Origin of the sequence: Pantoea sp. 9140 (assembly GCF_000745295.1) — a bacterium.
GTDB lineage: Bacteria > Pseudomonadota > Gammaproteobacteria > Enterobacterales > Enterobacteriaceae > Pantoea > Pantoea vagans.
Window position 1 is genome coordinate 3,633,102 of the sequence record NZ_JQNO01000001.1, and the last position, 26,772, is coordinate 3,659,873.

The 26,772-nt window shown below is 57.1% G+C and carries 23 protein-coding genes and 1 riboswitch; of the genes, 12 read left to right on the forward strand and 11 right to left on the reverse strand.

Annotated features, from left to right (window positions below; translation table 11 throughout):
• Nucleotides 1-9 precede the first annotated feature (9 nt).
• Nucleotides 10-1,842: an ABC transporter ATP-binding protein gene (locus FA92_RS16895; RefSeq protein ID WP_013359408.1), complete on the forward strand. Its 1,833-nt coding sequence runs from the start codon at nucleotides 10-12 to the stop codon at nucleotides 1,840-1,842.
• On the opposite strand, the gene FA92_RS16900 is transcribed toward FA92_RS16895, so the two are convergent.
• On the reverse strand, nucleotides 1,839-2,963 hold the full coding sequence (locus FA92_RS16900; RefSeq protein WP_033784247.1) for a GNAT family N-acetyltransferase: 1,125 nt from the start codon (nucleotides 2,961-2,963) through the stop codon (nucleotides 1,839-1,841). The two genes, FA92_RS16895 and FA92_RS16900, sit on opposite strands and share 4 nt — an antisense overlap.
• Nucleotides 2,964-3,104: 141 nt before the next feature.
• Between FA92_RS16900 and FA92_RS16905 the strand changes: the two genes are divergently transcribed.
• The 3 genes from FA92_RS16905 to FA92_RS16915 all read left to right on the forward strand — a co-directional run bounded on the left by FA92_RS16905 (nucleotide 3,105) and on the right by FA92_RS16915 (nucleotide 5,667).
• Complete coding sequence (locus FA92_RS16905; protein ID WP_013359410.1) at nucleotides 3,105-4,010, forward strand: LysR family transcriptional regulator; 906 nt, start codon at nucleotides 3,105-3,107, stop codon at nucleotides 4,008-4,010.
• 98 nt (nucleotides 4,011-4,108) lie between these two features.
• Nucleotides 4,109-5,050, forward strand: coding sequence for a glutathione S-transferase family protein (locus FA92_RS16910; RefSeq protein ID WP_033784248.1), 942 nt, complete (start codon nucleotides 4,109-4,111; stop codon nucleotides 5,048-5,050).
• Nucleotides 5,051-5,061: 11 nt separating this feature from the next.
• On the forward strand, nucleotides 5,062-5,667 hold the full coding sequence (locus FA92_RS16915) for a prolyl oligopeptidase family serine peptidase (protein WP_013359412.1): 606 nt from the start codon (nucleotides 5,062-5,064) through the stop codon (nucleotides 5,665-5,667).
• Here the strand turns inward: FA92_RS16915 and FA92_RS16920 are convergent.
• Both FA92_RS16920 and crcB read right to left on the reverse strand, forming a co-directional pair.
• Nucleotides 5,664-6,479: a sugar phosphate isomerase/epimerase family protein gene (locus tag FA92_RS16920; protein WP_033784249.1), complete on the reverse strand. Its 816-nt coding sequence runs from the start codon at nucleotides 6,477-6,479 to the stop codon at nucleotides 5,664-5,666. The genes FA92_RS16915 and FA92_RS16920 overlap by 4 nt on opposite strands.
• Before the next feature lie 120 nt (nucleotides 6,480-6,599).
• Nucleotides 6,600-6,977, reverse strand: a complete 378-nt coding sequence (crcB, locus tag FA92_RS16925; RefSeq protein WP_033784250.1) for a fluoride efflux transporter CrcB — start codon at nucleotides 6,975-6,977, stop codon at nucleotides 6,600-6,602.
• 88 nt (nucleotides 6,978-7,065) lie between these two features.
• Nucleotides 7,066-7,141, reverse strand: a riboswitch (Fluoride riboswitch).
• Nucleotides 7,142-7,246: 105 nt separating this feature from the next.
• Between crcB and FA92_RS16930 the strand changes: the two genes are divergently transcribed.
• Nucleotides 7,247-8,167 (forward strand): nucleoside hydrolase, encoded by a 921-nt coding sequence (locus FA92_RS16930; RefSeq protein ID WP_033784251.1) that lies wholly within the window; start codon nucleotides 7,247-7,249, stop codon nucleotides 8,165-8,167.
• A gap of 6 nt (nucleotides 8,168-8,173) precedes the next feature.
• Here FA92_RS16930 and FA92_RS16935 read toward each other — a convergent pair whose 3' ends face one another.
• Complete coding sequence (locus FA92_RS16935) at nucleotides 8,174-9,202, reverse strand: zinc-binding alcohol dehydrogenase family protein (protein ID WP_033784253.1); 1,029 nt, start codon at nucleotides 9,200-9,202, stop codon at nucleotides 8,174-8,176.
• A gap of 137 nt (nucleotides 9,203-9,339) precedes the next feature.
• On the opposite strand from FA92_RS16935, the gene FA92_RS16940 reads away from it, so the two are divergent.
• Both FA92_RS16940 and FA92_RS16945 read left to right on the forward strand, forming a co-directional pair.
• On the forward strand, nucleotides 9,340-10,242 hold the full coding sequence (locus FA92_RS16940) for a GntR family transcriptional regulator (RefSeq protein WP_033784254.1): 903 nt from the start codon (nucleotides 9,340-9,342) through the stop codon (nucleotides 10,240-10,242).
• 170 nt (nucleotides 10,243-10,412) lie between these two features.
• Nucleotides 10,413-11,765 carry an MFS transporter gene (locus tag FA92_RS16945; RefSeq protein WP_013359419.1) on the forward strand — a complete coding sequence of 451 codons (1,353 nt, stop codon included), beginning with the start codon at nucleotides 10,413-10,415 and terminating at the stop codon, nucleotides 11,763-11,765.
• Nucleotides 11,766-11,781: 16 nt separating this feature from the next.
• On the opposite strand, the gene FA92_RS16950 is transcribed toward FA92_RS16945, so the two are convergent.
• From FA92_RS16950 to mntP, 4 genes are all read right to left on the reverse strand, one after another.
• Complete coding sequence (locus FA92_RS16950; RefSeq protein ID WP_013359420.1) at nucleotides 11,782-13,173, reverse strand: hypothetical protein; 1,392 nt, start codon at nucleotides 13,171-13,173, stop codon at nucleotides 11,782-11,784.
• On the reverse strand, nucleotides 13,166-14,077 hold the full coding sequence (locus FA92_RS16955) for an alpha/beta fold hydrolase (RefSeq protein ID WP_033784255.1): 912 nt from the start codon (nucleotides 14,075-14,077) through the stop codon (nucleotides 13,166-13,168). The genes FA92_RS16950 and FA92_RS16955 overlap by 8 nt, the downstream gene beginning before the upstream one ends.
• Before the next feature lie 365 nt (nucleotides 14,078-14,442).
• Nucleotides 14,443-15,480, reverse strand: coding sequence for a hypothetical protein (locus tag FA92_RS16960; RefSeq protein ID WP_033784256.1), 1,038 nt, complete (start codon nucleotides 15,478-15,480; stop codon nucleotides 14,443-14,445).
• A 712-nt stretch (nucleotides 15,481-16,192) separates the two neighbouring features.
• Nucleotides 16,193-16,768, reverse strand: a complete 576-nt coding sequence (gene mntP / locus FA92_RS16965) for a manganese efflux pump MntP (protein ID WP_013359423.1) — start codon at nucleotides 16,766-16,768, stop codon at nucleotides 16,193-16,195.
• Between the two features lie 316 nt (nucleotides 16,769-17,084).
• On the opposite strand from mntP, the gene FA92_RS16970 reads away from it, so the two are divergent.
• The gene (locus tag FA92_RS16970; RefSeq protein ID WP_013359425.1) at nucleotides 17,085-17,327 is read left to right on the forward strand and encodes a DUF1158 domain-containing protein; all 243 of its coding nucleotides are present in this window, start codon (nucleotides 17,085-17,087) and stop codon (nucleotides 17,325-17,327) included.
• On the opposite strand, the gene FA92_RS16975 is transcribed toward FA92_RS16970, so the two are convergent.
• On the reverse strand, nucleotides 17,317-18,753 hold the full coding sequence (locus FA92_RS16975) for a PLP-dependent aminotransferase family protein (protein ID WP_033784257.1): 1,437 nt from the start codon (nucleotides 18,751-18,753) through the stop codon (nucleotides 17,317-17,319). The genes FA92_RS16970 and FA92_RS16975 overlap by 11 nt on opposite strands.
• Before the next feature lie 57 nt (nucleotides 18,754-18,810).
• Here FA92_RS16975 and FA92_RS16980 point away from each other — a divergent pair, with 57 nt between their 5' ends.
• The 3 genes from FA92_RS16980 (at nucleotide 18,811) to FA92_RS16990 (ending at nucleotide 23,905) form a co-directional block, all read left to right on the forward strand.
• Entirely contained in the window at nucleotides 18,811-19,266 is a 456-nt protein-coding gene (locus FA92_RS16980; protein ID WP_013359427.1) for a carboxymuconolactone decarboxylase family protein, read from the forward strand.
• 511 nt (nucleotides 19,267-19,777) lie between these two features.
• Nucleotides 19,778-21,394, forward strand: coding sequence for a malate dehydrogenase (quinone) (gene mqo, locus FA92_RS16985; RefSeq protein ID WP_033784258.1), 1,617 nt, complete (start codon nucleotides 19,778-19,780; stop codon nucleotides 21,392-21,394).
• A gap of 126 nt (nucleotides 21,395-21,520) precedes the next feature.
• Nucleotides 21,521-23,905, forward strand: a complete 2,385-nt coding sequence (locus tag FA92_RS16990; RefSeq protein ID WP_033784260.1) for a phosphoketolase family protein — start codon at nucleotides 21,521-21,523, stop codon at nucleotides 23,903-23,905.
• Here the strand turns inward: FA92_RS16990 and FA92_RS16995 are convergent.
• The gene (locus tag FA92_RS16995) at nucleotides 23,902-24,489 is read right to left on the reverse strand and encodes a LysE family translocator (protein ID WP_033784262.1); all 588 of its coding nucleotides are present in this window, start codon (nucleotides 24,487-24,489) and stop codon (nucleotides 23,902-23,904) included. The genes FA92_RS16990 and FA92_RS16995 overlap by 4 nt on opposite strands.
• A gap of 134 nt (nucleotides 24,490-24,623) precedes the next feature.
• Here FA92_RS16995 and FA92_RS17000 point away from each other — a divergent pair, with 134 nt between their 5' ends.
• Nucleotides 24,624-26,111 carry a PLP-dependent aminotransferase family protein gene (locus FA92_RS17000; protein WP_013359431.1) on the forward strand — a complete coding sequence of 496 codons (1,488 nt, stop codon included), beginning with the start codon at nucleotides 24,624-24,626 and terminating at the stop codon, nucleotides 26,109-26,111.
• On the opposite strand, the gene FA92_RS17005 is transcribed toward FA92_RS17000, so the two are convergent.
• Entirely contained in the window at nucleotides 26,078-26,701 is a 624-nt protein-coding gene (locus FA92_RS17005; RefSeq protein ID WP_033734411.1) for a glutathione S-transferase, read from the reverse strand. The two genes, FA92_RS17000 and FA92_RS17005, sit on opposite strands and share 34 nt — an antisense overlap.
• Nucleotides 26,702-26,772 lie beyond the last annotated feature (71 nt).

Consider the following 26,772-nt stretch of genomic DNA (forward strand, 5'->3'; position numbering starts at 1 on the left):
AGTATCGCTATGTTGTATCGTCGTTTTGAGCGTTTTATCAATATATTTCAGGACGCACCCACCGATTCGCCCCCCTCAACGGTCTGGTCGTTTTACCTCTACTACCTGCGCCAGGTCTGGCCCAGTTTTGCCGCGCTGCTGGTGGTCGGGCTGGCATCAGCCCTGATTGAAGTGTCGCTGTTCAGCTATCTGAGCCGCATTATCGATATGGTCAATCACTCCACGCCCGCCACCCTGTTCCGGGATAACTGGCCGATACTGCTGTGGATGGGCGCGGTGGCGCTGATTCTGCGGCCGGTTTTTATCGCCCTGCACGATATGCTGGTGCATCAGAGTATCAGCCCGAGCATGACCAGCATGATCCGCTGGCAGCATCACAACTACGTGCTGCGTCAGAGCCTTAACTTCTTCCAGAGCGATTTCGCCGGGCGTATTGCCCAGCGCATTATGCAGACCGGCAGTTCACTGCGTGACTCGGCGGTGCAGCTGGTGGACGCCATCTGGCACGTGCTGATCTACGCCGTAACCTCGCTGGTACTGTTTGCCGGTGCCGACTGGCGGCTGATGATCCCGCTGATTATCTGGATGGTGGCCTACAGCGCCTCGCTGCGTTTCTTTGTACCGCGCGTCAAAGCCCGTTCGGTGGTCTCCTCGGAAGCGCGCTCAAAGCTGATGGGCACCATTGTTGACGGCTACACCAACATCGCCACCATCAAGCTGTTCGCCCACAGCGACCTGGAACGTCAGTACGCGCGTGAGGCGATTCAGGAGCAGACCGACAAAACCCAGCACGCCAGCCGCATGGTCACCAGCATGGATCTGACGCTGTCGGCGCTGAACGGCCTGCTGATTGTTTCAACATCCGGCCTGGCATTGTGGCTGTGGAGCCAGTCGCTGATCAGCGTCGGGGCGATTGCACTGGCGACCGGGCTGGTGATTCGTCTGGTGAATATGTCCGGCTGGATCATGTGGGTGGTCAACGGCATCTTCGAAAACATCGGCATGGTGCAGGATGGCCTGAACACCATTGCGCAGCCGCTGAGCGTGCAGGATGCGCCGCAGGCGAAGCAGCTGAAGGTGACGCGTGGCAACATCCGCTTTGAGAATGTGCGCTTCGATTATGGCGGTGGCCGTCAGGTGATTAACGGTTTTAACCTCGACATCCGACCCGGTGAGAAGATTGGTCTGATTGGTCCCTCGGGTGCCGGTAAATCGACGCTGGTGAACCTGCTGCTGCGTCTTTATGACCTGAACGGTGGGCGGATTGTGATCGACGAACAGGATATTGCCGTCGTGACCCAGGAGAGCCTGCGCAGCCAGATTGGCATGATCACCCAGGACACCTCGCTGCTGCATCGCTCAATCCGTGAAAACCTGCTCTATGGCCGTCCCGACGCTACTGAAGAGGAGCTGCAACTGGCGATTCACCGCGCCCGCGCCGATGAGTTTATTCCGCTGCTCTCCGACTCGCTGGGCCGCACCGGGCTGGACGCGCACGTGGGCGAGCGCGGCGTGAAGCTGTCGGGCGGTCAGCGTCAGCGTGTGGCGATTGCCCGCGTGCTGCTGAAGGACGCGCCGGTTCTGATCATGGATGAGGCGACCTCAGCCCTCGACTCTGAAGTGGAAGCCGCCATTCAGGAGAGCCTGGAGTCCTTAATGCAGGGCAAAACCGTTATCGCCATTGCGCACCGCCTGTCGACCATTGCGAAGATGGATCGGCTGGTGGTGCTGGATAAAGGCGGCATTGCCGAGATGGGCAGCCATCAGGAGCTGCTGGCGCAGAACGGTCTTTATGCCCGACTGTGGCAGCATCAGACCGGCGGATTTGTCGGCGTCGATTAATCGCCGCGTCGATAGGGTAAGGCGTCGCGCGCCTCTTCCGCCCAGCCGCGTACGCCTTCCCGCTCCTGCACCAGAAAATCTGCCACGGCCTCGCGCAGGCCGGGATGCAGCAGATAGTGCCAGGAGTGGGTAATCTGCGGCTCAAAGCCGCGCACCAGCTTGTGCTCGCCCTGCGCCCCCGCATCAAATCGCGTCAGCCCTTCGTCAATCGCTAAATCCATCCCCTGATAAAAACAGGTTTCGAAGTGCAGCCGGTCAAACTCCGCCAGACAGCCCCAGTAGCGGCCATAAAGCGTGTTGCTGTCACGCAGATAAAAGGCCATCGCCGCCGGTTGCTGCTGCAGGCGGGCGATTACTACCACAATATTCTGCGGCATCCGCTCTGCCAGCAGGCTGAAGAAGTTGCGCGTCAGATAGGGCCGCTGGCCGCGCACCGCGTAGGTGTTGGCGTAACAGGTGTAGACAAAATCCCACTGATCTTCACGCAGCTGGTCACCGCCATAGCGGTCAAACGCAAAGCCGCTCTGCGCCACCTGCTCACGCTCTTTACGCAGCTGTTTGCGCTTGCGCGACATCAGCGTGTCCAGGAAGTCCTGAAAATCACGGTAGCCACGGTTGTGCCAGTGATACTGACAGCCGAGCCGGGAGAGCCAGTCGGGCTGATCGGCCAGCAGCAGGTTCGCCTGCGCATCGGTAAAGTTGATGTGTGCGCCGCTTAAGCCGTGCTGCAACAGGCTCTCCGGCAGGGCCGACAGCAGCTGTGCGGCGGCAGAGGCGTCACCCAGCAGGCGCGCGCCGCTGACCGGGCTGAAGGGAATCGCCCCCAGCCATTTCGGGTAGTAGCGGATCCCGGCGCGCTGGCTGGCATCCGCCCAGGCGTGATCAAAAACATACTCGCCCTGTGAATGATATTTCTGGTAGCCCGGCAGCGCGGCGCGCGTCACGCCCTTTTCCCGCCACAGCAGATGATCAGGCTGCCAGCCCGACTCAGGCCGCACGCTGCCGCTCTCTTCTAACGTAAGCAGAAAGGCGTGGCGCAAAAACGGCTGGTCATCAGGCAACAGCGCATCCCACTCGGCGGCCGGGATCGCCGCCAGTGACGTCAGGTGAATCAGCGACATGAATTACTCCAGAGAACGTCGGGCAGAGCGTCAGTCAAGCAGGTTTTCCGCGGCAGCGAAAGGGTTAAGGCACGCAAAGTGAAGGCTGCAACGCCTGGCCGCAGCTTCTATACTGCGACTTTACCCTTTCAGGACTTCGCCATGGATCGACTCGATTGTGACCGGATGTTTGTCACGGTGCTGGAAACCGGCAGCTTTTCAGCGGCAGCGCTGCGTCTCGGTACCAGCAGCAGTCAGGCTTCTAAACTGGTTTCAAAGCTGGAGCAGCAGCTCGGCGTCCAGCTGTTTAAGCGTAGCACGCGCGCCCTCTCGCCCACCGACGTTGGCCGTAGTTATTATGAGCGGGTAAAAAACCTGCTCGATGCGTTTGAAACGCTGGATGCCAGCGTGCGTGAAAGCGCCACCACCCCCACCGGCAGGCTGAAAATCAGTGCGCCCGGCTCTTTTGGCACGGCGGTGCTTTCTCAGGTGCTGGTGGCGTTTGCCCGGCGCTATCCACTGATTGAACTGGATGTCAGCTTTTCCGACCGGGCCGTGAACATCGTCGATGAGGGATTTGATATGGCGATCCGCATCGGCAACCTCAGCGACAGCAGTCTGGTGGCGCGCAAGCTGGGCGAAGTGCATGTCCGCATTGCTGCGTCACCGATCTATCTTGAGCAGTTCGGTACGCCACAACACTGGCGGGACATGGCGCAGCATCAGTGCATTATCGACACCAATTTCCGCGATCCCTGGCACTGGCCGTTTGTCAGCGGTGACGGCAGCAACGAGATTGTCACCGTGCCGGTCCGGGGCCGTCTGCGATTTGCCAACACTGAAGCCTGTCTGCAGGCAGCGATGGCCGGATTAGGCATTGCGCGTCTGCCCGGTTTCATCGCCGCTCCCGCGCTGCAACAGGGTGATATTGTCCGGCTGCTGGATAACTTCGACACACCGCCGCTGGGCCTGTTTGTGGTCTATCCGCCCGCCCGTCATCTGGCGCACCGGGCGCGCCTGCTCATCGATTTTCTGGTGACCCACTTTACCCACTTCCCGCCTGCGTGATTCCTTCCATAATGGAAGAAATGATTGTCTTTATGACCGGATTATCAGCCGTTTAGTCATCAGTTAAGCTGCTTCTCAAAACAGAGAGGAGTCGCGCGATGTTAGTAGAAGGCAAATGGAGTAGTGACTGGCATCCGGTGCAGGCTACCGATAAACAGGGCGGCTTTGTCCGTCAGACGTCCGGCTTCCGGGACTTTATCAGCAGCGATGGCTCCACGGCATTCGCCGCCGAACCCGATCGCTACCACCTCTATGTGGCGCTGATCTGCCCATGGGCGTCGCGTGCGCTGATCGCCCGTAAGCTCAAGGGGCTGGAAGCGCTGATCGGCGTGACGGTGGTCGAGCCGCAGCTTGGCGCTCAGGGCTGGCGCTTCGGCAACTTTCCCGGCGCGCAGCCGGATCCGCTGAATAACGCGCAATACCTGCATGAAATCTATACCCGCGTCGCGCCCGACTACAGCGGACGGGCCACTGTGCCGGTGCTGTGGGACAGGAAAACCGCCACCATCGTCAGCAACGAGTCTGCGGACATTGTGCGGATGTTTAACAGCGGCTTTGGCGATCTGGCCGATAACCGCATCGATCTTTACCCTGCCGCGCTGCGTGCGGAGATTGATGCGCTGAATGAGAGCCTTTATCCGCGTCTGAATAACGGTGTTTATCGCGCGGGCTTTGCCACGACCTCTGTCAGCTATCAGCAGGCGTTTAATGACGTTTTCAGCCAGCTCGATGAACTGGAGGCGCTGCTCAGCGATGGTCGTACCTTCCTGCTGGGTGAACGGCTGACGGAAACCGACATCCGGCTGTTTGTGACCCTGATTCGCTTTGACGTCGCCTATCATGGCCTGTTCAAATGCAACCTGCGCCGGATCCGCGACTATACGCTGCTGAACCGCTATCTTAAGAGCATGTTGTCGGTCTCTGGCGTACGTGAAACGGTCAACATTGACCATATCAAACAGGGTTACTACTCGATCAAGGCGCTGAACCCGAACGGCATCGTTCCGGCGGGTCCTGATCTGAGTGAATACGGTTTATAAAAGGAGCAATGATGGCAAAAGCACTGGTGATTTTTCTGCATGGCGTGGGCAGTAACGGCGACGATCTGGCACCGATTGGCCGTCACTGGGCGACGCTGTTGCCGGATGTGGTTTTTGCCTCGCCCAATGCACCTGAACGTTTTCCCGCCGGTTTTGGCTGGCAGTGGTTCAGCCTGACAGACGTAACGCCAGAAAACCGGCCTGGTCGGGTTCGGGCGGCACGGGCCGCGTTTGATGCGACACTCAATGAAATTGTCGCGCAGCACGGCTTTGCCGACCGCTGGCAGGATGTGGTGCTGGTGGGCTTCTCTCAGGGGTCGATCATGGCGCTGGATGCGCTGGCGTCTGGCCGTTATCCGCTGGCGGGCGTGGTCGCCTTTTCCGGTCGTCTGGCGGTTGACGGTGAATTAACTCCGCAGGCTCATGTGCCCGCCCTGCTGATCCACGGCCAGGCCGATGAAGTCATCCCGTGGCAGGAGAGCGAATCTGCGGCGGCCCGGCTGCGAGCCGCGGCGGTGCCGGTCGACGCGCGCTTTGAACCCGCCACCGGCCACACCATTTCCGCTCAGGGTGCCATGCACGCCGCCGCGTTTATCGGGCAGTGCTTACAGGATTAACCCCAGCAGCGCGTTAACGCCTGCCAGGCATGGCGGGCAGCCACGTCGGGCGGCAGGCGTTTCAGCGCATCATTAAAGACTTCAATCCCCACCGGCCCCTGATAGCCCGCGCTTTTGAGCTTATCGACAAAGCGCTCAACATTGATAATCCCATCGCCGGGCAGCAGACGCTGGTGCTTGGCCATCGCCATCAGGCTCTGCTTATCCTGTGCGGGAACGACAGCCATATCGCACAGCTGCACTTCATAGATGCGATCGGCGGGAATGCCGTCCAGATGGGACGCATCACCACCCAGCGCGCAGATGTGGAACAGATCGACCACCAGCCCGATATTAGGCTGATCGAGCCGCTGCAATCGCTGCCACGCCAGCGGCAGGGTGTTATCCACGCTGCACCAGGCCATCGGCTCATACATAATGCGCATGTTGTAGCGCGCGGCTTCAGAGGCCATCCAGCGCAGGTCATCATCAATCTGGTCGGCACAGCAATCCTCACGGGTGCTGGCCGGTGCCTGAATGGTGTCACAGCCCAGCGCCTGGGCAATCTGTATGAACTGACGCAGCTCTTCGCGCTTCTGAGATCGCAACGCACTGGGTGCGCCGGTGAAATCACGCAGCACCTGCAGATTGGTAAAGCCAGGTCCCTGTCGTGCGCTGATCTCAGCCAGTGTCGCTGCACCGCCTTCACAGGCTTCAACATCCTCGCGCCAGATCTCGACCTGATCAAAACCGGCGTCACGCGCCGCCTGGAGCTTCTGGCCGGGTTCACCGTTTAACAACACCAGGTTAAGGAAGGTGGGATTGGTTCGCATTTGCTCGGCTCCTTAATCGTCCGGAATAATCGGTGAGGGTCAGCGTCAGCGCCGCGCATTATCCGATGCACCGCGCACACGCCCGAAATCAGTATCGCTTGAGCGGTATGATGCGCCGGGTCAGCCCAGCAGCGTGACCAGTGCGAAACCGGCAAACGCCATCAGCAGCGAGCCAACCACATGCACCAGCGCGCTGGCCATCGCCCAGAAATACTTCCCTGATTGTAGCAACACCATTAATTCTGCCGTGAAAGAGGAGAAAGTCGTCAGCCCGCCGCAGAGTCCGGTGACGATTAACAGTTTCCAGATCGGGTCGATGTCGGGATGGCGGACAAACCAGGCCATCGCCCCGCCGATCACCAGACCGCCGATCAGATTCACCAGCAGCGTGCCGGGCGGCAGGTTGGGAAAGAGTGCATTAAAACGCATTGCGAACAGCCAGCGCAGTACACAGCCGGCAGAGCCGCCGATCACCACAGCCAGTAAGGGTTTAAACATGTCTTGCTCCTGATTACAGAGTAATGCCGGGCTGAGGAGGAGAGGCAGAGATAAACTGCGCCTGACACCTCAGCTCCCGCGAAAGGATTGAGTGTCAGGCGTCATCAGCCGGTGTTAAGCCCACCGGCGGTTAGGAAAGGTGGCACGCCATCACCTTGAGCCGGTGATAATACGACGCCCGTTCCAGGCTGGCAATACGGCTGAATCGCTTGACGCCCTGCCCGCTGGCGGGGTAATGCTGAAGGTTTACAGCCTGTTGCGGAGAGCCTATGCGTACCCTGATTTTTGATACTGATATCGGCGTGGATGACGCCTTTGCGCTGGCTTATGCGGCGCGGACGCAGCATCTGCTGGGGATTACCACGGTTTTTGGTAACGTGGCAGTGGGTCAGGCGGTGAAAAATGCCCGGCTATTCTGCGACAAAATGGCGATTAACGCAGCGGTCTGGCGCGGCTGTTCACGGCCGCTGGCGCTGACCCCCTCTGCGCCCGCCAGGCTGCACGGCGAAGATGGGCTGGGCGATGCGTTTGATAATGCTTTTAGCGATGAGGCGCCAGGCGCGGTGCAGTTTATTATCGACAGCGTGCGGGCGCAGCCGCATCAGATCACCCTGGTGGCAATTGGTCCGCTGACCAATATCGCCACGGCCATTAATCAGGCGCCGGATATTATTCCGCTGGTCAAAGAGCTGGTGATCATGGGCGGCGCGTTTGGCACCGACGGCCACAGCGGCAACGTGACGCCTTTCAGCGAATTTAATATCTGGAAAGATCCGCACGCCGCCGATCAGGTGCTCGCGTCGGCGCTGAACGTGGTAGTGATCCCGCTGGATGTCACGCACAAGGTGCTGATCAGCGGCGATGAAGTGCAGCGTCTGAACCAGCCGGTGCTGAGCGCGATCTGTCGCCCTTACCTGGCTTACAGTCTGGAGAAAGAGGGATTCGACGGTATGGCGCTGCACGACACCCTGGCGGTGGCGTGGCTGACGCTGCCGCAGGTGTTTACGCTCACCGAAAGCCCGCTGCGGGTGATTACCGAGGGCATCGCCTGCGGTCAGACGGTGCGTAAGCTCAGCGCGCTGGCATCACGAGCCGATCCGTTTGCCGGTCTGCCGGCCCAGCGCATCGCGCTTGGCGTGGATGCCGACGCGGTGCGGGCGCACTTCTTTGAGATCCTCACCGCGCCCTGAATCACGTTACCTGTCGAAGTGAATGACGCCTTTGATCAGCTCACGGTTGTTGATGACCAGCGCCTCAAAGGTTTCATCCAGCGTGGAGAAAGCCAGATGGTGATTCAGCATCATGTCGGCGCGCAGCTGACCGCTGGCCATTAACGCACGCACCCGATCAAAGTCTTCGCGGGTGGCGTTGCGGCTGCCCATCAGCGTGGCCTCTTTTTTGTGGAATTCACTGTCCGGGATGACCAGATCGCCTTTGTGCAGACCGACATAGACGATGGTGCCGCCGTGCCGCATCAGGTTGACTGCATTGTTCATCGCCGCCGGATTGCCGGTGGCGTCAATCACTTTCAGCGCCAGACGGCCACCAAACTGCTCGCGTAGCGCACTATCGAACGCCTCATCAGCCGGATTCAGTGCCGCCAGACCGAGCTGGTCAGCGACATGCTGGCGACGAAATTCGCTGGTATCCGCGACCACCACCTGCGCACCACTGGCGGCGGCAATGGCGGCGACACCCAGCCCAATCGGCCCGGCTCCGACCACCAGCACCTGCTCATCCGCTCCAATTCCGGCACGCCGCACCGCATGGGCACTGATGGCAAACGGCTCAATCAGCGCGGCCGCTTCCGGTGCGACCTCATCCACCGCCAGCAGGGTGCTGACCGGCACGCTCAGGTAGTCGCAGAAACCGCCATCCTGATGCACGCCAATCACCGAGATCCGCTCACAGCAGTTGGTTTTTCCGCTCTGGCAGGCGTCGCAGCGCAGGCAGGAGATGTAGGGCATGAGTGCCACCCGCTGGCCTGGCTGAAAACCTTCCGCGCCACTGCCCAGCGCCACCACTTCTGCACAGATTTCATGGCCCAGTACCCGTGGATAGCTGAAGAACGGCTGATTGCCGGACCAGGCGTGGATATCAGTGCCGCAGATCCCGGCAGTCAGGATTTTAATCAGTGCCTCGCCCGCGGCAGGCGTGGGGGTGTCGCGTGTGGTCCAGACCATCTTACGTGGTTCAGCGATGACCAGTGCTTTCATTGTTGTCATGGTGATTCTCCGGTTGTCCTGCTGGCAGTTATGGCGAATCCTGCTCGCCGCGCGGCGTTCGTTTGCGGGAAGTGTGAAGCACGGCGATTTTTTTGGGCTTTGAATGGTTTTTAATGCATAAAAAACCGGAGAGTGAGATGAGCCGCAGCCAGAATTTGCGTCAGAACGTGATCAACCAGATGCTGGAAAGTATTGCTCAGCGTCACATCTGTTCACCCCTGCCGCCGCAGGCCGCGCTGGCCGAGATGTTCAATATCAGCCGTACCACGGTGCGTCATACCCTGCACTATCTGCATCAGTGCGGCGTGCTGGATAAAGTCGATCAGACTTACGTTATCGTGCGCGATCCGCGTGAAGATGACGGCTTTAGCGCCTTAACGCCGCCGATTGAGCAGCAGGCCAGCCACTTCGAGCAGATGTTTTTTAATATGATTAATCAGCGGCAGCTGGTGCCGGGCGACACCTTCAGCGAGCTGCAACTGGCGCAGCAGGTGAAGGTCAGTCCGGTAGTGGTACGCGAGTTTCTGCTGCGCTTTATGCGCTATGACCTGCTGGAGCCGGTGAAACGTGGTCAGTGGCGGATGAAGAAGTTCACGCAGGATTACGCCGAGAAGCTGTTTGAGCTGCGCGAGATGCTGGAAACCCACGCCCTGAGCCGCTTCCTCAATCTGCCCGCCAGCGATGAACGCTGGGTCCAGGCGCGGGATCTGCTGGATCGTCACCGATCGATGCGCGACACCATTGCCAGCAACTATCGCCACTTTGCCGCGCTGGACCGACAGATGCATTCGCTGATTTTATCCGCCGCTAACAACCCGTTTTTCAATCAGTCGCTGGAGATAATCTCGGTGATTTTTCATTCGCATTATCAGTGGGATGAAAGCGATCTCAAGCAGCGCAATATTGTGGCGCTGGAGGAGCATATGGCGATTCTCACCGCGCTGATTGGCCGTCAGGATATCGACGCGCTCTGTGCCTTACATAACCATCTGGCGACCGCCAAAACCTCGATGGTGCGCTCAATCGGTCAGTACAATTAAAAACCGATTAAAAACCACAAAGCATTAGCTCCCGCACGATTCAGAAACATCTTTGCAACATCCTTAACCCTTTGCTCTTAGTCTCGACTGCAACGTCACGGCGGCCTTTTGCCGCTGCGCGCAGACCCCTTCTCACCATAACGATAAGTACCCAGTTTCGGGAGAGTGCAATGGAAAAGACTTCAGTGACCGGCCGCGACAGCGTGACCGGCGACACGCCACCAGGCCAGGATTTCGTGCCGATGCGCAGCGACGTGGTGCGTTCACCGCGCATCCGCAAAGTGCAGATCACGGCAATGTTGCTGCTGCTGTTCGCCGCTATCATCAACTATCTGGATCGCAGCTCGCTGTCGGTGGCGAATATGACCATCCGCGACGAGATGGGGCTGAGCGCCACCGAAATCGGCCTCCTGCTCTCTGCTTTTTCGCTGGCGTATGGCCTGGCGCAGTTGCCGTGCGGTGCGCTGCTGGATCGTAAAGGCCCGCGCATTATGCTCGGTATCGGCATGTTCATCTGGTCGCTGTTCCAGGCGGCCTCTGGTCTGGTGCATAACTTCACCCAGTTCGTGCTGGTGCGCATCGGTCTCGGCATTGGCGAAGCGCCGATGAACCCATGCGGCGTGAAAGTCATCAACGACTGGTTCAACATTAAAGATCGCGGCATGCCGATGGGGATGTTTAATGCCGCCTCGATGATTGGGCTGTCCGTAGCCCCGCCGATTCTGGCGGCGATGATGCTGGTGATGGGCTGGCGCGGCATGTTTGTCACCATCGGTATCCTCGGCATGTTCCTCGCGATCGGCTGGTATATGATTTACCGCGACCGCGATAACAACACTCTGAGCGCCGAAGAGATCCACTATCTGCAGGCGGGCAGCGTGGCATCGCGTAAAGAGCCGATCAGCTTCAGAGAGTGGCGCGGCCTGTTTAAGCAGCGCACCATGTGGGGCATGATGATTGGCTTCAGCGGCATCAACTACACTGCGTGGCTCTATATCGCCTGGCTGCCGGGCTATCTGCAATCGACCTATCATCTCGATCTGAAAAGTACCGGCCTGCTGGCGGCGATTCCATTCCTGTTTGGTGCGGCGGGCATGCTGCTGAATGGCTATGTGGTTGATTCGCTGGTGCGTCGCGGCTTTAACGCGGTGAAAACCCGCAAAGTCTGCATCGTCAGCGGAATGCTGCTGTCCGCCGGGTTTACCGCGGTGGTGACCCGCGCGACCGACACCACCAGCGCCGTGACGCTGATTGGGATGGCGCTGTTCTGTATCCACTTTGCCGGAACGTCGTGCTGGGGGCTTATCCACGCCAACGTCACCGCCCGCATGACCGCCTCGGTCGGCAGCATCCAGAACTTCGCCAGCTTTATCTTCGCCTCGTTCGCGCCCGTCATCACTGGCTGGGTGCTCGACACCACCAAATCGTTCAGCCTGGCGCTGATGATTTGCGCCTGTGTGACGCTGGTTGGCGCACTCGCCTACCTGCTGCTGGTGCGCCAGCCGATCACCGACGGCGAATAAGCACGGCTGACGGCGGCTACGTCAGCGCCGTCAGGGTGACGCCATATTTTGCACCGTAGCGTTTAATGCCCGCCATCACCTTCTCTGTACTGAGTGGAGGGGGTGGTGGCAACAGCGGTGCCCGTTCACGCAGCGCCGAGTCGAAGCGGGCAAACGTCGCGAAATCACGCGGGAACCGCGCTTCATCCACCCCAATCAATGCCCCCTCATCACGCGCATGGGATAACAGTGCCTGCCAGCGATCAATCTCCGCCAGCCCGATGCTGTCGGTGCCGTGAGAAAAGAGCATCATGTCGATGTTACGAAACGGCGGCTGTTTTTCCAGGAAGCGTTGCAGCGCCGCTGCGGACGGTTCGGTACAGAACACCAGCCAGAACGGAATCGCCTGCTGCTGCTGGGTACACCAGGGATCCATCAGCAGGAAACTGTCCACCGTCAGCCGGGTCGATAAAATGCCCGCTGCCAGATACCAGTCGCGATAAATCTCCGCCACCACAAAACTCATTGCTTCCGGGTCTTCGTAACGAATCTCCATCAGCTTCCAGTTCTGCGCCGCCGCCAGTTTTTTCAGCGGGGAAATCAGATAACCATCCAGGCCCCACTCCGCTTCCGGCACGTGGTCAGTGATGTCAGGCGGCGTCCAGCGCTCGCGGTCAATGCCGTAACGCGCCAGATATTCCGCTACCCGCGGGCCACCCTGTAAATACTCTTTTTCGGTTGCGCCACCGAGCGCGCCAAACTGAAAGAACGAGCGATCGCTGGTGCGTGTCACCGGCCACTGGCGGGTGCAGTGGTTGATAAACAGCGTTGAACCCGCGGGCAGGCTCCCCATCAGGAATTCATTGAAAGCCAGCGGCAGTTCGCGCAGTTTCAGCCGGAAATAGCGCATCTGGTCAAGCATCAGCCGATCCTGATTCGGGTCATGCATATGGTGCACCGCCAGCCTCGGCCAGGCGGCCAGCAGTGCAGCCGCAATCTCTTTGCCCTGCTCAAAGCTCGCCATCGCATCATCGGGATCGCTGTTGGTCGCCCGCACCGGACAGAGGAAGGTCTGCGGCAGCCAGGGCACGCCCATCGCCGACGCCAGATGCACCAGCGCACCGTTCGACGAGCCAATAAACGCCGCCGGATAATCCTGCTGCGGGTACTCGCTGACCATCCATTCTGCGATGCCTTCCACATCCAGCTCGCCCGCCTGACGCAGGCTGATACCTTCTGCCATGCCGCCCAGCGCATAGCCCCACTCACGCAGCCCGGTCGGCAGACGGTTCAGTGAGGGTAGCAGCCGGTCAAGTGTCGGTGACTGGCTCGGACTGGCAAAGGGACGATCGTGGAGCGCATTGGCCAGCGCCAGTAGCATGGCGGCGGCCGAGTCAAAACGGGCGATGCCTTTAGGCGGTTTACTCATGCTGATTCTCCTGCTGAATGCGCGCCAGGAACGGGCGAATGGCGTTGCAGAAACTCCACGGATAGACGTAGTGCAGCGTGTGCGTGCCGTCGCGCAGCGTCAGGCGTTCACTGTGCGGCATCAGAGCAGCAAGCTCATCCAGCCAGCGCGCCCGACAGATCGGATCGCGCGAACCGCGCAGCAGCAGCGTCGGCGCAGTAATGTAAGTCAGACGATGCTCGATGCGGTCACGCAGCATGGCGCGCATCGTGCCAAAGGCGCGCCAGAGCCCCGCTTTAGCGTAATCGATGCGGGCCAGCGGCCCCGGCGGACGACGCGTTTCCAGGCGGCCATTACGCCAGCTGCGCCACAGCTGACGCGGCAGGCTGCGGGCATGACGATCGACCGTCGGCCCCTGCAACACCAGCCCCGCCACGGCCTGCGGATATTTCACCGCCAGTGCCGCCAGAATCTGACAGCCAAACGAGTTGCCGACCCAGATGGCACGCTGAAACCCGTTGTGCTGCAGCCAGAGCCAGAGTGCGTCAGCCTGCTCATCCACGGACATGATCGGCGCAGAAGCCGGCAGCGCACTGGCCCCAAACCCCGGCAGATCCGGTACCAGTACGTGATAGTCGCGGCCCAGCGCCAGCGCCAGCGGCTCCATCGCCCGGCCCGACATCACCAGACCGTGAACCAGCACTACCGGCAGTCCCCGATCTTCATTGGGCGTCACGCGGGTAAACATGCGCCAGTCGCCCACCTGCTGAAAGTAACCCGCCAGCCCGGCGTGATGACTGCGCGGTGACACTGGCGGCGTCTGCTTCAGCGCCTGCCAGCGTTTCATGCCCCAAAGCGTAGCTGCCACACCCAATCCCACGCCTGCCACAATCGCTGCCTGTTTTCGTCGATGCTTCCGGATCATCCGCTGCTCCTGATTTGGGAGGAATAATTCAGTGTAGGACGGGATCGGGTTGGGGGCTGGAAGTTAGGGGGATGATGGAGGAGGCAGAGTTGCGTAATGTTGGCTCAGGAAAGTCACTGCGGCAACTAAAAATAAATGTCTGCTACGAGAAAACAGAGGACATTTAATTTCCTCCAACGCCTTAATTATATGTATGGAAATTAACCCGTAGTTAAAACATCTCTTTAACTGCAAAAATTATATATTATTTAAAACTATAGGCATGAGACGACAACCTCCTTCATACCAAATCAACTGATAGATCCAAGAAATATTCAGGGCAAGTTATCGCTCATTAAGAGACTTATTTAAAGTAATAACAGGCATTATCTTACATCAGAAGATATGGTCGCTTTAATGTCGCTTGCAAGCGTCTCGGCTTGTTTTTCTAAGGCAGTTAAAATGAGTTCTTTTTTCTCCATTACGCTAACCAGACTATAAAAAGGTGCACTATCTTTGCAGGTTAAACGTGAGACTGTAAAATCATCATTATGTGGAATTAATGCTCGATAGTTACCATCAGCGATAAACATAAAACGAGCATTAGAATGTTCACTTAGGAACATATATTTATTATTACAAAAGAAAGTATCGCGCATATCGTATTTCATGGCAAATCCGAAGCCGAATCTTAAAATATTAAGCGTCTGTATATTAAAAGCAATATATGAAACATAGCCAATAATGAAAAGTGGAAAAAAAATCGATATTGAATATTCAAGATTAACGGAGGATTTTATCTTCCCCTTTTCAGCATTCAAAGTTACAAAATACAATAAAGAAATAAAAATAAAATAAATGGCATAATAAAAAATAAAAATAAAAATAAGAGCTGTAACTACAGTGATGAGTTTGTTGAATGTAGTATCAAAAGAAATATCCAATGAACTTGATGTCATTGAACGTGCGAGATAATATGAAATTAATGACACTATTAGCCATGAATATTTCACAGCTGATTTTATTGTTAGGGCGATAACTTTATCTTTGTTATCAATTAATTTTATATGCGATGAAATAGTGTATATAATTGACAAAATAGTCATTACAGTCAATGCATTTGGAACTGCTATATTATCGCGATCGAAAACTTTAAAAGAAACACACGTCAGCAAAAAAAACAATGCTGAAAGTAATGCCAGCCTTTGCGTTTTTTTATGATTTTTGGTAAGCCGAGTGAGGGTTTTATTAGAGGTTGATTTATTATAGTAAAATTGAACAATTAGCCCGCTGGCTATAATCATACCCAACCAAATAACCATAGAGTAAAGTTCTGTTCTCTTCGGCGTGACGATGAATATTGCTATAAAAAATAGTAAAAAGTGTGCCACACCAAGGTTTAAGAAATTCCAGAATTTTTTCATTGAAGATTTTATTTAATGATAAATTATTGTATCGATTATTAGATATCTATTTTATAACAGATATAAGCAAAAAAATGAAATTAAAATTATAGTCGCATTAAAAAGATTAATTAATAACAATTAAAGCAAATTATTTAGAGGGATATTCGGAAATTATCTTCAATGTCCATTCTTTATAAAACGAATTTCATATGCTTTCATACACAACCAGAATGCAAAGACTCTAAATCGGAGTTTTGTAACAAATAATACATTCCTAGACATTGCATTGCTGAACATCTAATTCTCATACAAACAGACGAGATGTCATCGTAGATCCACAAAGCACGGATGCAAAACAGGCATCGTTTCATCGCCAGAAAGAGTGATATAGCGGGAAAATCACAACAAGAGTGGCAGCAGACCACACGGACAGGAGGTACACAAAAGCGGGTTTAACTCAGCGGGGGCAAAAGCAGGAGGTGATAATCACAGGTCGATCCCTGACCGCGATTATCGAGGGTTTCCTGCGGAGTGCTTAGTACATGGCACCCGGCGGTACGTGTTTGAACGTCTCAACGTAAGCGCGGAACACGTGTTTAATGATGCGTTTCATAGAATACCTGTTTCAAATTTAGTTGAAGATATACTGAAAAAGTATAGCCTCTGTGCGTTTTAACAGCAAATAAATTTGAACCAGATCACAAAAATGGGGCTTTTTCAGGCAAAAGCCCTAGCCCATATAGCCAAGATGTTGCAACAGAATGGTGGAGCCAACGGCGATTAACACGACGCCGCCCAGCACTTCCGCCCACTTGCCCAGCACCGGACCGATAAAGCGCCCGACCAGTACGCCGGTCGTCGCCATTACCGTGGTAGCAGCACCAATGGTCAGCGCGGTGGTGATGATATTCACCTGCAGGAAAGCCAGACCGACACCGACTGCCAGCGCATCCAGGCTGGTCGCGACGGCGGTGGTTGCCAGCACCATAAAGCCGTGGCTTTGCGGCGCTTCGCAGGGTTCTGCGACGGCCGTCTGACGGAAACCTTCCATCATCATACGGCCACCCAGAAACGCCAACAGGCTGAAGGCAACCCAGTGATCCCACGCCATAATGTAACGGCTGGCGGCCAGGCCAAGCGCCCAGCCAATCAGTGGAGTCAGCGCTTCAATAGAGCCAAAGATCAGACCGGTACGCAGCGCTTCTTTAAAACCAGGACGATGCAGCGTGGCACCTTTGCCCAGCGCAGCAGCAAACGCGTCCATCGACATACCCAGTGCAAGAATTAAAGTGGCAATAAAGGTCATGATTTATTCACCTGGGGCGAAAAAGCGGCAATTCACGCTGAATTCACCACACAAAGTGTTCAGTTATGAAAAAGTGGGCGCAGTCTACCACGCAAATCCAAAGATAAAAAGACAGTAAAATCAGGGATTTAAGTATAGCAAAGGCTATAACTCTTATCATTCGCTATGAATGGCGCTAAGTCGATGGTGGCAAAGCATTTTCTCCGTGCTGACCTGACCGGTTCAGGCTGCGGGGTGGCGCTTTGCCGCACGCCACCATTGAACCCTGTCGCCGATTACCGGAAAATGCCGGGCTGATAAATATGGGAAACCGGTTATGAATAACCCTTTTGAGACGTTGATCGTGCCGGGTGGCATTTTGCTGCTGGGCTTTCTCTCGGCGCTGCTGCTGCCCGCGCCCGCTTTTAGCGTGACGGTGGCGCAGCATCTGTTGCAGATGTTCCATTTGCAGGATCTGAATCAGCTCTACACGGTGGTGTTTTGCGTCTGGTTTTTAGTGCTCGGCGCACTGGAGTTTTTTGTGATTCGCTTTGTCTGGCGTCGCTGGTTCAGGAGCTGACCGCCTGCGCATCGACCAGCGCTTTTAGCCGTTCGGCGCTACGCGCATAACCCTCCCGCGGCAGATGTGCCGCACCCAGTATCAGGCCCGCACCGCGTTGATCGGCCTGCTGATACCAGATCGACAGCGGCGACGGGGCCATGCCCCACTCTGCTGCCTGCTGCGCAATCGACTCATCCGGCGTACCGGCCGGTAAGCGGACAATCACCGCCAGCCCGGCGCGTTGCAGGTCGGGAAAGTAAGGATGGAGCGCCGCGATCATCTGCTCCAGCCGATCCTGATAGACGCGCTTCATGCGCCGCAGATGCCGCATAAAGTGACCTTCACGCAGAAACTCCGCTACCGCATTGTGCAGCAATCCCGAAGAGGCTGGCGCAAGCAATGCACACACTTCGCCGAATCGGGCCGTCAGCGCCGGCGGAACCACGATAAAACCGAGCCTCAGTTGCGGCGTCAGCGTCTTATTGAAGGTGCCGATGTGCAATACCCGCCCTTCGCTGTCGAGCGCAGCCAGTGCCGGTGCCGCGCGATTGCCGGGCTGAAGCTCGCCAAGATAGTCATCTTCAATAATCCAGCGCTGTTCGCGGCTGGCCCAGCTCAGCAATTCATGGCGGCGCGCGAGGCTCATCGTCATGCCAAGCGGCGCCTGCTGTCCTGGCGTGACCAGCGCGAAAGCGGCATCCGGCGCGCGGGCCATCCCCGCCTCCACCTGTAACCCTTCAGCATCTACCGGCACGGCTACCGGCGTAACGCGCAGCGCGTCAACCGCGCGACGCGCCACCCAGAATCCGGGATCTTCCAGCCAGGCCGTTTTGCCCTGAAAATCCATCGCCAGGCCAATCAGGCCCATCGCACCCGCATAGCCGTTGGTAATAATGATCTGGTCCGCCTGACAGCGCAGGCCACGCGCCACTACCAGATAGGCCACCAGCGCCTGGCGCAGCGTTAAGCCGCCGCGTGGATCGGGATAACAGGCCGGTCTGCTGACCTGCATGCGCGCCTGACGCTGCAGAATGCGCAGCCAGACTTTAACCGGGAACGCATCACTGGCCGGAATGCCCATCTGAAAGGTCAGCGGAGGCGCTTCAGCCGCTTCTGTGCCCGCCAGCAGTTGGCGTTCAGCACTGGCGATGGCCGGTTTTAACGGCGGTAGTGCGCTGACGAAGGTGCCCGCCGCGCCTCTGGCCTGCAGAAACTGACTATCGACCAGCATGTCATAGCTGGCGCGAACGGTGCCGCGCGCCACGCCGAGCTGTGCCGCCAGATCGCGGCAGGAAGGCAGACGCGCACCGGGCGGCAAGCGCCCTTCCCCAATCGCCTGCTCAATCAGCTGGCGTAGCTGTTCGCTGAGGCCACGTGACGTGCCGCGCTGGAGCGTCAGCGTCGAAAGCGGCGATGGACCAGTCAGACTTTCATTTTTTGGCACTTTATCTGCTCCATTGAAAGGCCGAGAATCGCCTCATCAACCCCAGGAGGCAATAAGATGAGCGAACGTATCGATTTTCACAGTGCGGCACCAGCAGGAATGAAAGCGCTGGGCGGCGTGTACAGTTATCTGGCGCAAACCGATCTGCCGCTCACTTTACTGGAACTGCTGTTCCTGCGCATATCGCAGATTAACGGCTGCGCTTACTGCATTGATTTACATACTAAAGCGCTGAATAAATCGGGTATGGGCTGGGATAAGATCGTATTGACCCAGGTCTGGCACGAATCCGGCACGCTGTTCAGCGATAAAGAGAAGGCGGCCCTGCACTGGGCTGAATGCCTGACGCTGATTGCTCAACAGGGCGCGCCGGATGCCTGCTATGACACATTAAAAGCGCAGTTTAGCGAGAAAGAGATTGTCGATCTGAACATCGCCATTGGCCTGATGAACACCTATAACCGCATGGCGATAAGTCTGAAAAAGCTGCCTGCCAGTGCGAATCAGTCATAAGTGAATCCGATGCGTGCACCAGCGTGCACGCATTTTCAGACTCACAAAAATGTAACATTATTTTTACACAAGCAGCTATTCAGGCTCTCTTCACCTGATTCCTGTTATTCCTTATTGCATAATAAATCGCTAAATTTCAGCGAATTAAATAATTCCGCACCGTTTGCACCCATTTCTGCGTTGCACCAGCATAGGGCTTTTACGCAACAACTCTTTTCAGTTAACCTACTGACTTCACTCTAAAAAACCGCTAATACGCCACTGCCCGTGATGATTAATTCTTATGCTGAATCATTTCTGCATTTAAAAAATAAACAAATGTTTAATTCAGATGCGAGAATGTTATATTCGGATGACAAAGCATAACGTGCAGTTAACGCGTTATCACCGCTTTAACCCTATACCTGAGACTTAACCTTTGAGAAATAGCGCAACGCGCTCGAAAGAAGCGTGACTATTTCGCCTGCGAAACTGTTGGGCTTCAGGTCAACAGAAGAGGAGATGTCGCCTCATGTGCAATTCAGCTATAAACCTTGCGCTCGCGATGAGTGCCATGGCAAAGGACACCACTACTACCGCGCAGGAGCGCAAAGACGTTGACGTGCTGCTGATTGGCGCAGGTGTGATGAGCGCTACCCTCGGTGCATGGCTGCAGGACTTAGAGCCGGACTGGTCCATCGAAATGGTGGAGCGGCTCGATAGCGTGGCCGAAGAGTCGTCCAACGGCTGGAATAATGCGGGCACCGGTCATGCGGCGCTGGCGGAGCTGAACTATACGCCTCAGCAGGCGGATGGCAGCATCGACATCTCCAAAGCGGTAACGATTAACGAATCGTTCCAGATTTCCCGCCAGTTCTGGGCTTATCAGGTCCAGAAAGGCAACCTGCGCAACCCTGAAAGCTTTATTCACAGCACGCCACACATGAGCTTCGTCTGGGGCGACGACAATGTCGAGTTCCTGCGCAAGCGTTTCAGTGCGCTGCAGAAGAGTACCCTGTTCCGTGGCATGGCCTACTCCGAAGATCCGAAGCAGATTGCCCGCTGGATCCCGCTGGTAATGAATGGCCGCGACCGCAGCCAGAAAGTGGCCGCGACCTGGACAGAGATGGGCACCGATGTGAACTTCGGTGAAATCACCCGTCAGCTGATCGCCGCATTAGAGAAGAAAGCGAATTTCCAGCTGCGTCTGCGCCAGGAAGTGCGTGAGCTGAAGCAGCTCGCTGATGGTCGCTGGCAGGTCACCCTGCAGTGTCTGAACAGCGGCACGCGTCGCACACTGACGGCAGGCAAAATCTTTATCGGTGCGGGCGGCGCGGCGTTACCGCTGTTGCAGAAAGCCGGTATTCCGGAAGCCAACGGCTACGCCGGTTTCCCGGTGGGCGGTTCGTTCCTGGTCACTGAAAATCCGCAGGTCGTCGCGCAGCACATGGCGAAGGTCTACGGTAAAGCCAGCGTCGGCGCACCGCCGATGTCCGTACCGCACGTCGACACCCGCGTGCTGGATGGCAAGCAGGTATTGCTGTTTGGCCCGTTCGCCACCTTCTCAACCAAGTTCCTGAAGCAGGGTTCGCTGATGGATATGTTCACCTCGCTGAACAGCAGCAATATGCTGCCGATGGTGAAAGTGGGGCTGAAAAGTTTTGACCTGGTGAAATACCTGATGGATCAGGTGCTGCAAAGCGATCGCGACCGGATGGACGCCCTGCGCGCTTATGTGCCGCAGGCGAAGCAGGAGGACTGGCGTTTAGTCACTGCCGGTCAGCGTGTGCAGATCATCAAGAAAGATGAGAAAGAAGGCGCGGTATTGCGTCTGGGCACCGAAGTGGTTGCCTCACAGGATGGTACGATTTCAGCGCTGCTGGGTGCGTCGCCAGGTGCCTCTACCGCGGCACCGATCATGCTGGAGCTGCTGCACAAGGTCTGTCCTGAGCAGATGGCTTCGCCGGAATGGCAGAACAAAATCCGTGCGGTGATCCCTTCCTGGGGTCGTAAGCTGAACGGCGACGTGGCGCTGACAGAGAAAGTGTTAGCCGAAACCAGCCGCATTCTGCATCTCGATTACTCGCCGGTCACCCCGATGGCGGCCAACGATGAAGGACGGGAAACCGCATTCGTCGTCGGCAAGTAATTCAGCGCCATTGATAAAGAGGCTCCGCACTGCGGGGCCTTTTTTATTGGCCGGTTGCCTGGTCGTACCGGGTATTCTCTATTAGGGTTAAGGCATCTTTTAGCTGAACGCTCAAGAGGAACCGGCATGTCTTACTCCCCTGCGTTACCGGAATTCACGCTGATCGACCGCTACTGGCGGGCAGCAAATTACCTCTCCGTCGGACAGATTTACCTGATGGATAACCCACTGTTACGCGAACCGCTCAAACCGGAGCACATCAAACCGCGTCTGCTGGGCCACTGGGGCACCACGCCAGGGCTGAATTTTATCTATGCCCATCTCAACCGTGTTATCCGCAAACAGAACCTGAATATGATCTACATCTGCGGGCCCGGACACGGCGGCCCCGGCATGGTGGCAAATACCTGGCTGGAGGGCAGCTACAGCGAAATTTATCCGCACATCTCCCCGGATGCAGCGGGCATGCAGCGCCTGTTTAAGCAGTTCTCGTTTCCGGGCGGCATTCCCAGCCACGCAGCACCGGAAACCCCCGGCTCGATTAATGAAGGCGGTGAGCTGGGCTATTCGCTCTCCCATGCCTTTGGTGCCGCTTTCGATAATCCCGATCTGGTGGTGCCGTGCGTGATTGGCGACGGTGAAGCCGAGACCGGCCCGCTGGCCTCCAGCTGGCACGGCATCAAATTCCTCAATCCTGAACGTGACGGCGCGGTGCTGCCGATTCTGCATCTTAACGGTTACAAGATTGCCAACCCTACGCTGCTGGGTCGCAGCAGCGACGACGATCTCCACCAGCTGTTCAGCGGCTACGGCTATGAGCCAATATTTGTCAGCGGACATGAGCCGGAAAAAATGCATCCGCTGATGGCGGAGGCGCTGGATAGCGCCTTCAGTAAAATCGCCGCGTATCAGCGTGAAGCCCGCAGCGGCAACGCCAGCGCCGATGTGCCGCGCTGGCCGATGATCATCCTGCGCAGCCCCAAAGGCTGGACCGGCCCCAAAACGGTCGACGGTAAGAAAGTGGAAGATTTCTGGCGGGCGCATCAGGTACCGGTCGCCGCCTGTCGTGAAGATGACGGTCATCGCCAGATCCTTGAGACGTGGATGCGCCGCTACCAGCCCGATGACCTGTTTGATGAACAGGGTCGCTTAAAACCTGAACTGCAGGCGCTGGCACCGGAAGGCGATAAGCGCATGGGTGCTTCACCCTATGCCAATGGCGGCCTGCTGCGCCGCGAGCTGGATACGCCTGCGCTGGCGGAATTTGCCTGCGATGTCAGCGAGCCAGGCACAGAGATGGCGCAGGCTACGGAGCATCTGGGCCGCTATCTCAGCGTGCTGTTCCAGCGCAACCGCGATAATTTCCGCCTGTTTGGCCCGGATGAAACCGCCTCTAACCGCCTGACGCCAGTGTTCGACGTGACCAGCCGCACCTGGCTGGAACGAACCGAGCCTTATGATGAGCAGCTGGCGCGGGATGGCCGGGTGATGGAAATCCTCAGTGAGCATCAGTGTCAGGGCTGGCTGGAAGGTTATCTGCTGACCGGCCGTCACGGGCTGTTCAACTGCTATGAAGCCTTTATCCACATTGTCGATTCGATGTTTAACCAGCATGCCAAGTGGCTGAAAGTGTCGCGTAAGCTGGGCTGGCGTAAGCCGATTTCATCGCTGAACTACCTGCTCTCTTCCCACGTCTGGCGACAGGATCACAACGGCTATAGCCATCAGGATCCGGGCTTTATGGATCACGTTGCCAACAAGAAAGCGGATATCGTGCGCATCTATCTGCCGCCCGATGCCAATACGCTACTGTGGGTTGGCGATCACTGCCTGCGCACCTGGAATCGGATCAATGTGATTGTCGCGGGCAAACAGCCAGCGCCGCAGTGGCTGGATATGGCCAGTGCCGTGACGCATTGCGAAGCGGGAATGGGCGAGTGGCGCTGGGCAGGCACGACGCCGGAGAATGAACAGCCGGATGTGGTGATGGCCTGTGCCGGTGATGTGCCGACCATGGAGACAATGGCGGCGGTGGATCTGCTGCGCGAGATGCTGCCCGAACTGCGCATCCGGGTGGTGAACGTGGTCGATTTACTGGCGCTGCAGCCACAGGATAAGCATCCGCATGGCAAATCTGATGCGGAATTCGACGCCCTGTTTACCCAGGATAAGCCGGTAATTTTTGCCTTCCACGGCTATCCGGCGCTGATACATCGGCTGACCTATGCGCGTACCAATCATCGCAACTTCCATGTGCGCGGCTTCAATGAAGAGGGAACCACCACCACGCCATTTGATATGACGGTGCTGAACGAGCTTGACCGTTATCATCTGGCACAGGAGGTGATTCTGCGGGTGCCGGGTCTGGCCGACGCCCATCCCGAGCTGCTGGAGGATTTACAGCAGCGTCTGGCGGAACATCACCGCTATGTCCGTGAACATGGCGAAGATTTGCCGGAGGTGCAGAACTGGAAATGGCCGTCGGCCACCGCACCCGGTGCGCCCGATTAAGCGGCCAGCAGCGCGTCGGTCAGCATCCAGACGGTGGTCGCCACCAATGACAGCGCCATCAGGCTGTTAAAAAGCTGACGCTTCCAGGCAATCTGCAGATGGCTGCGCAGGCGATCGCCCAGCGCAGCCCAGATCAGGATGCAGGGCAGATTGAGCAGCATAAAGCCGATCATCACCGTCAGCACGCCGCTGCTGCCGGTGTAGAGCAGCGCGACGTTAGTGGCCATCAGCCAGGCTTTGGGGTTGATCGCCTGGAAGCAGGCACCGCCCACCAGCGTCATCGGCTGTGGTCGGGTTCGCGCTTCCGGTGCACCGGCGCGAAAAATTTTCCAGGATAACCACATCAGATAGGTACAGCCTGCCAGCGTCAGCGGCAGGCGAATCGCCGCCATCCAGTGCAGCAATATTTCCAGCGCCATCCCGGCAATCACCGTCTGTAACGCGCAGCCCACTAAAATGCCAAACACCATCGGCAGGGTCCGCCGCATGCCAAAATTGACGCCAGACGTCGCCAGCAACAGATTGTTCGGGCCTGGCGTAATGGACATCACGGTGACGTAACTGAAGAAAGAGGGATCGAGCATAGTGGCTCTCCTGAAAGTGGACAGAGTTCTATACTACGGCGGAGAAAGAGATGGTAACAGTGACACAAAATTACTATTGTTATGGTTACAGTTCCCGTTAACAGCAATTGTACCCATCTACGCCGGAGGCTTCTGTGTCCCTTGCTCCCACTTCCGATCAGCCACTCTATCAGCAGCTCGCAGACAGCTTCGCTGAGGCCATCCATCAGGGCACGCTGAAACCCGGTAAACGCCTGCCGGCGATCCGTCGCGTTGCCCAGTCACACCAGGTCAGCGTCAATACGGTATTGAATGCCTGGCAGCTGCTGGAAGATCGCGGGCTGATTGAGGCGCGTCCGCAGTCGGGCTATTACGTGCGTGGCGTATTGCCCGCCGTCACACGTCACGGTCAGCATAAAGCCCGGGTACGCGACCCCAGTAGCGGCAAGCTCGACCTGATTGATAAGGTGTTTGCAGCGCAGAACCATCCCGACTACACCAATATCTCGCTGGCCTGCCCGCAGGACAGCGAGCTGTTTCCGGCGGCGCGCATCGCCCGGATTACCGCCTCACTGCTGCGCCGTCATCCCAACATTATCGGGCGCTATGCACTTCCGCCCGGTAGTGAGCGCTTACGGGAGGAGATTGCGCGACGGGCGCTGCACGCCGGGCAAACGCTCACCGCCGATGAGATCACCCTGACCCACGGCTGCATGGAGGCATTACAGCTGGCGCTGCGGGCGGTGACGCAGCCCGGCGACTGTGTCGGGCTGGAGTCGCCGACTTACTTCTTCCTCTTCCCCCTTTTAGCGTCGCTGGGCCTGAAGGCGCTGGAAATTCCTACCGATCCGCAACATGGCCTGTCGCTGGATGCGCTGGAGATGCTGCTGCAGGAGCAGCGTATTAAGGCACTGATTGCGATGCCCAGCGTGCAGAACCCGCTGGGCTGCGGCATGTCTCTGGAGAATAAGAAGCGGCTGGCGAAGTTAGTGAATACTTACCACGTTCCGCTGATAGAAGACGGGCTGTATGACGAGTTGCAGTTCGACTGGCCGCTTTCACCCGCCGTGAAAGCCTTTGATCGCGATGGCTGGGTGATTTACTGCACCAGCTTTACCAAAACCGTGGCACCCGATTTCCGACTTGGCTGGACCGCCGCAGGCCGTTTTCATGACGCAATTGCCCGACTGAAAGCAGTATCGTCGATGGCCGAATCCGCCCTGCTCTCCGAAACGCTGGCGGAGTTTCTTGCGTCCGGCGGTTACGACCATCATCTGCGCACGCTGCGTCGTCGCTATGCGGCCAATCTGGATGAGGCGCGCGGTCTGATCGCACGCTACTTTCCGGTAGGAACCCGCGCGACGCTGCCGCGCGGTGGATTTGTTTTCTGGGTCGAGTTACCGGGCGGCGTGAATACCACCGAGATGTTTGATCGGCTGCTGCAGGAGCAGATTTGCGTCACGCCTGGCGCGCTCTATTCATTGAGTGAGCGCTACAACCATGCGCTGCGTCTCTCCTGCTGCTATCCGTTTGATGCCCGCTACACCCGGGCGATTCAGCGCGCGGGCGAAATCGCCTGTGAACTGGCGGGCGTGCCGTGCGGCGAAGCTCAGGGTGTACCGTTGCGACCCCAGACGGTATAGCCGCGACGTTCAGTCAGACGCTCGTAATAGGTGCGCACCGCCGGATAGTCGGGATGATCGAGCGGGGTTTCAAACCAGCGGTTTACCGCCAGGCCAATCGGAATGTCTGCCAGAGTAAAATTGCGTCCGGCGACGTAGCGGCCGGTTTTTTCCAGCTGCTGATTGAGAATGCTCATGGTGTGCGCCCAGCCTTTGCTGGCCGCAGCCAGCAGTCGCGGGTCCTGATGGGCCGGTGAGTTTCGCACCAGCGACATAAAGGCGTAGCGCCATGAGGTGTTGAGTTCGGTGGATTGCCAGTCCATCCACTGATCGACAGGCGCACGCGTCTGCGGATGCAGAGGATAAAGCCATTCACCGCCATAGGCGTTCGCCAGATAGCGCAGAATGGCGTTAGATTCCCACATCACAAAGTCATCATCTTTTAATACGGGCACCATCGCATTCGGGTTGAGTGCCATAAATTCGGGCAGGTGCGTTGAACGGAAGCCGTCGCCCCACTCTTCGCGCTGGTAATCAAGGTCAAGCTCGTCACACAGCCATAATACTTTGCGCACGTTGATTGAGGAGGCGCGTCCCAGGATCGTCAGCATTCACAGTCTCCGGTAAAATCTTTAACTTATTGATAACGCTGTTAGCTGTTATAAGCAATCATCCGGCAGAG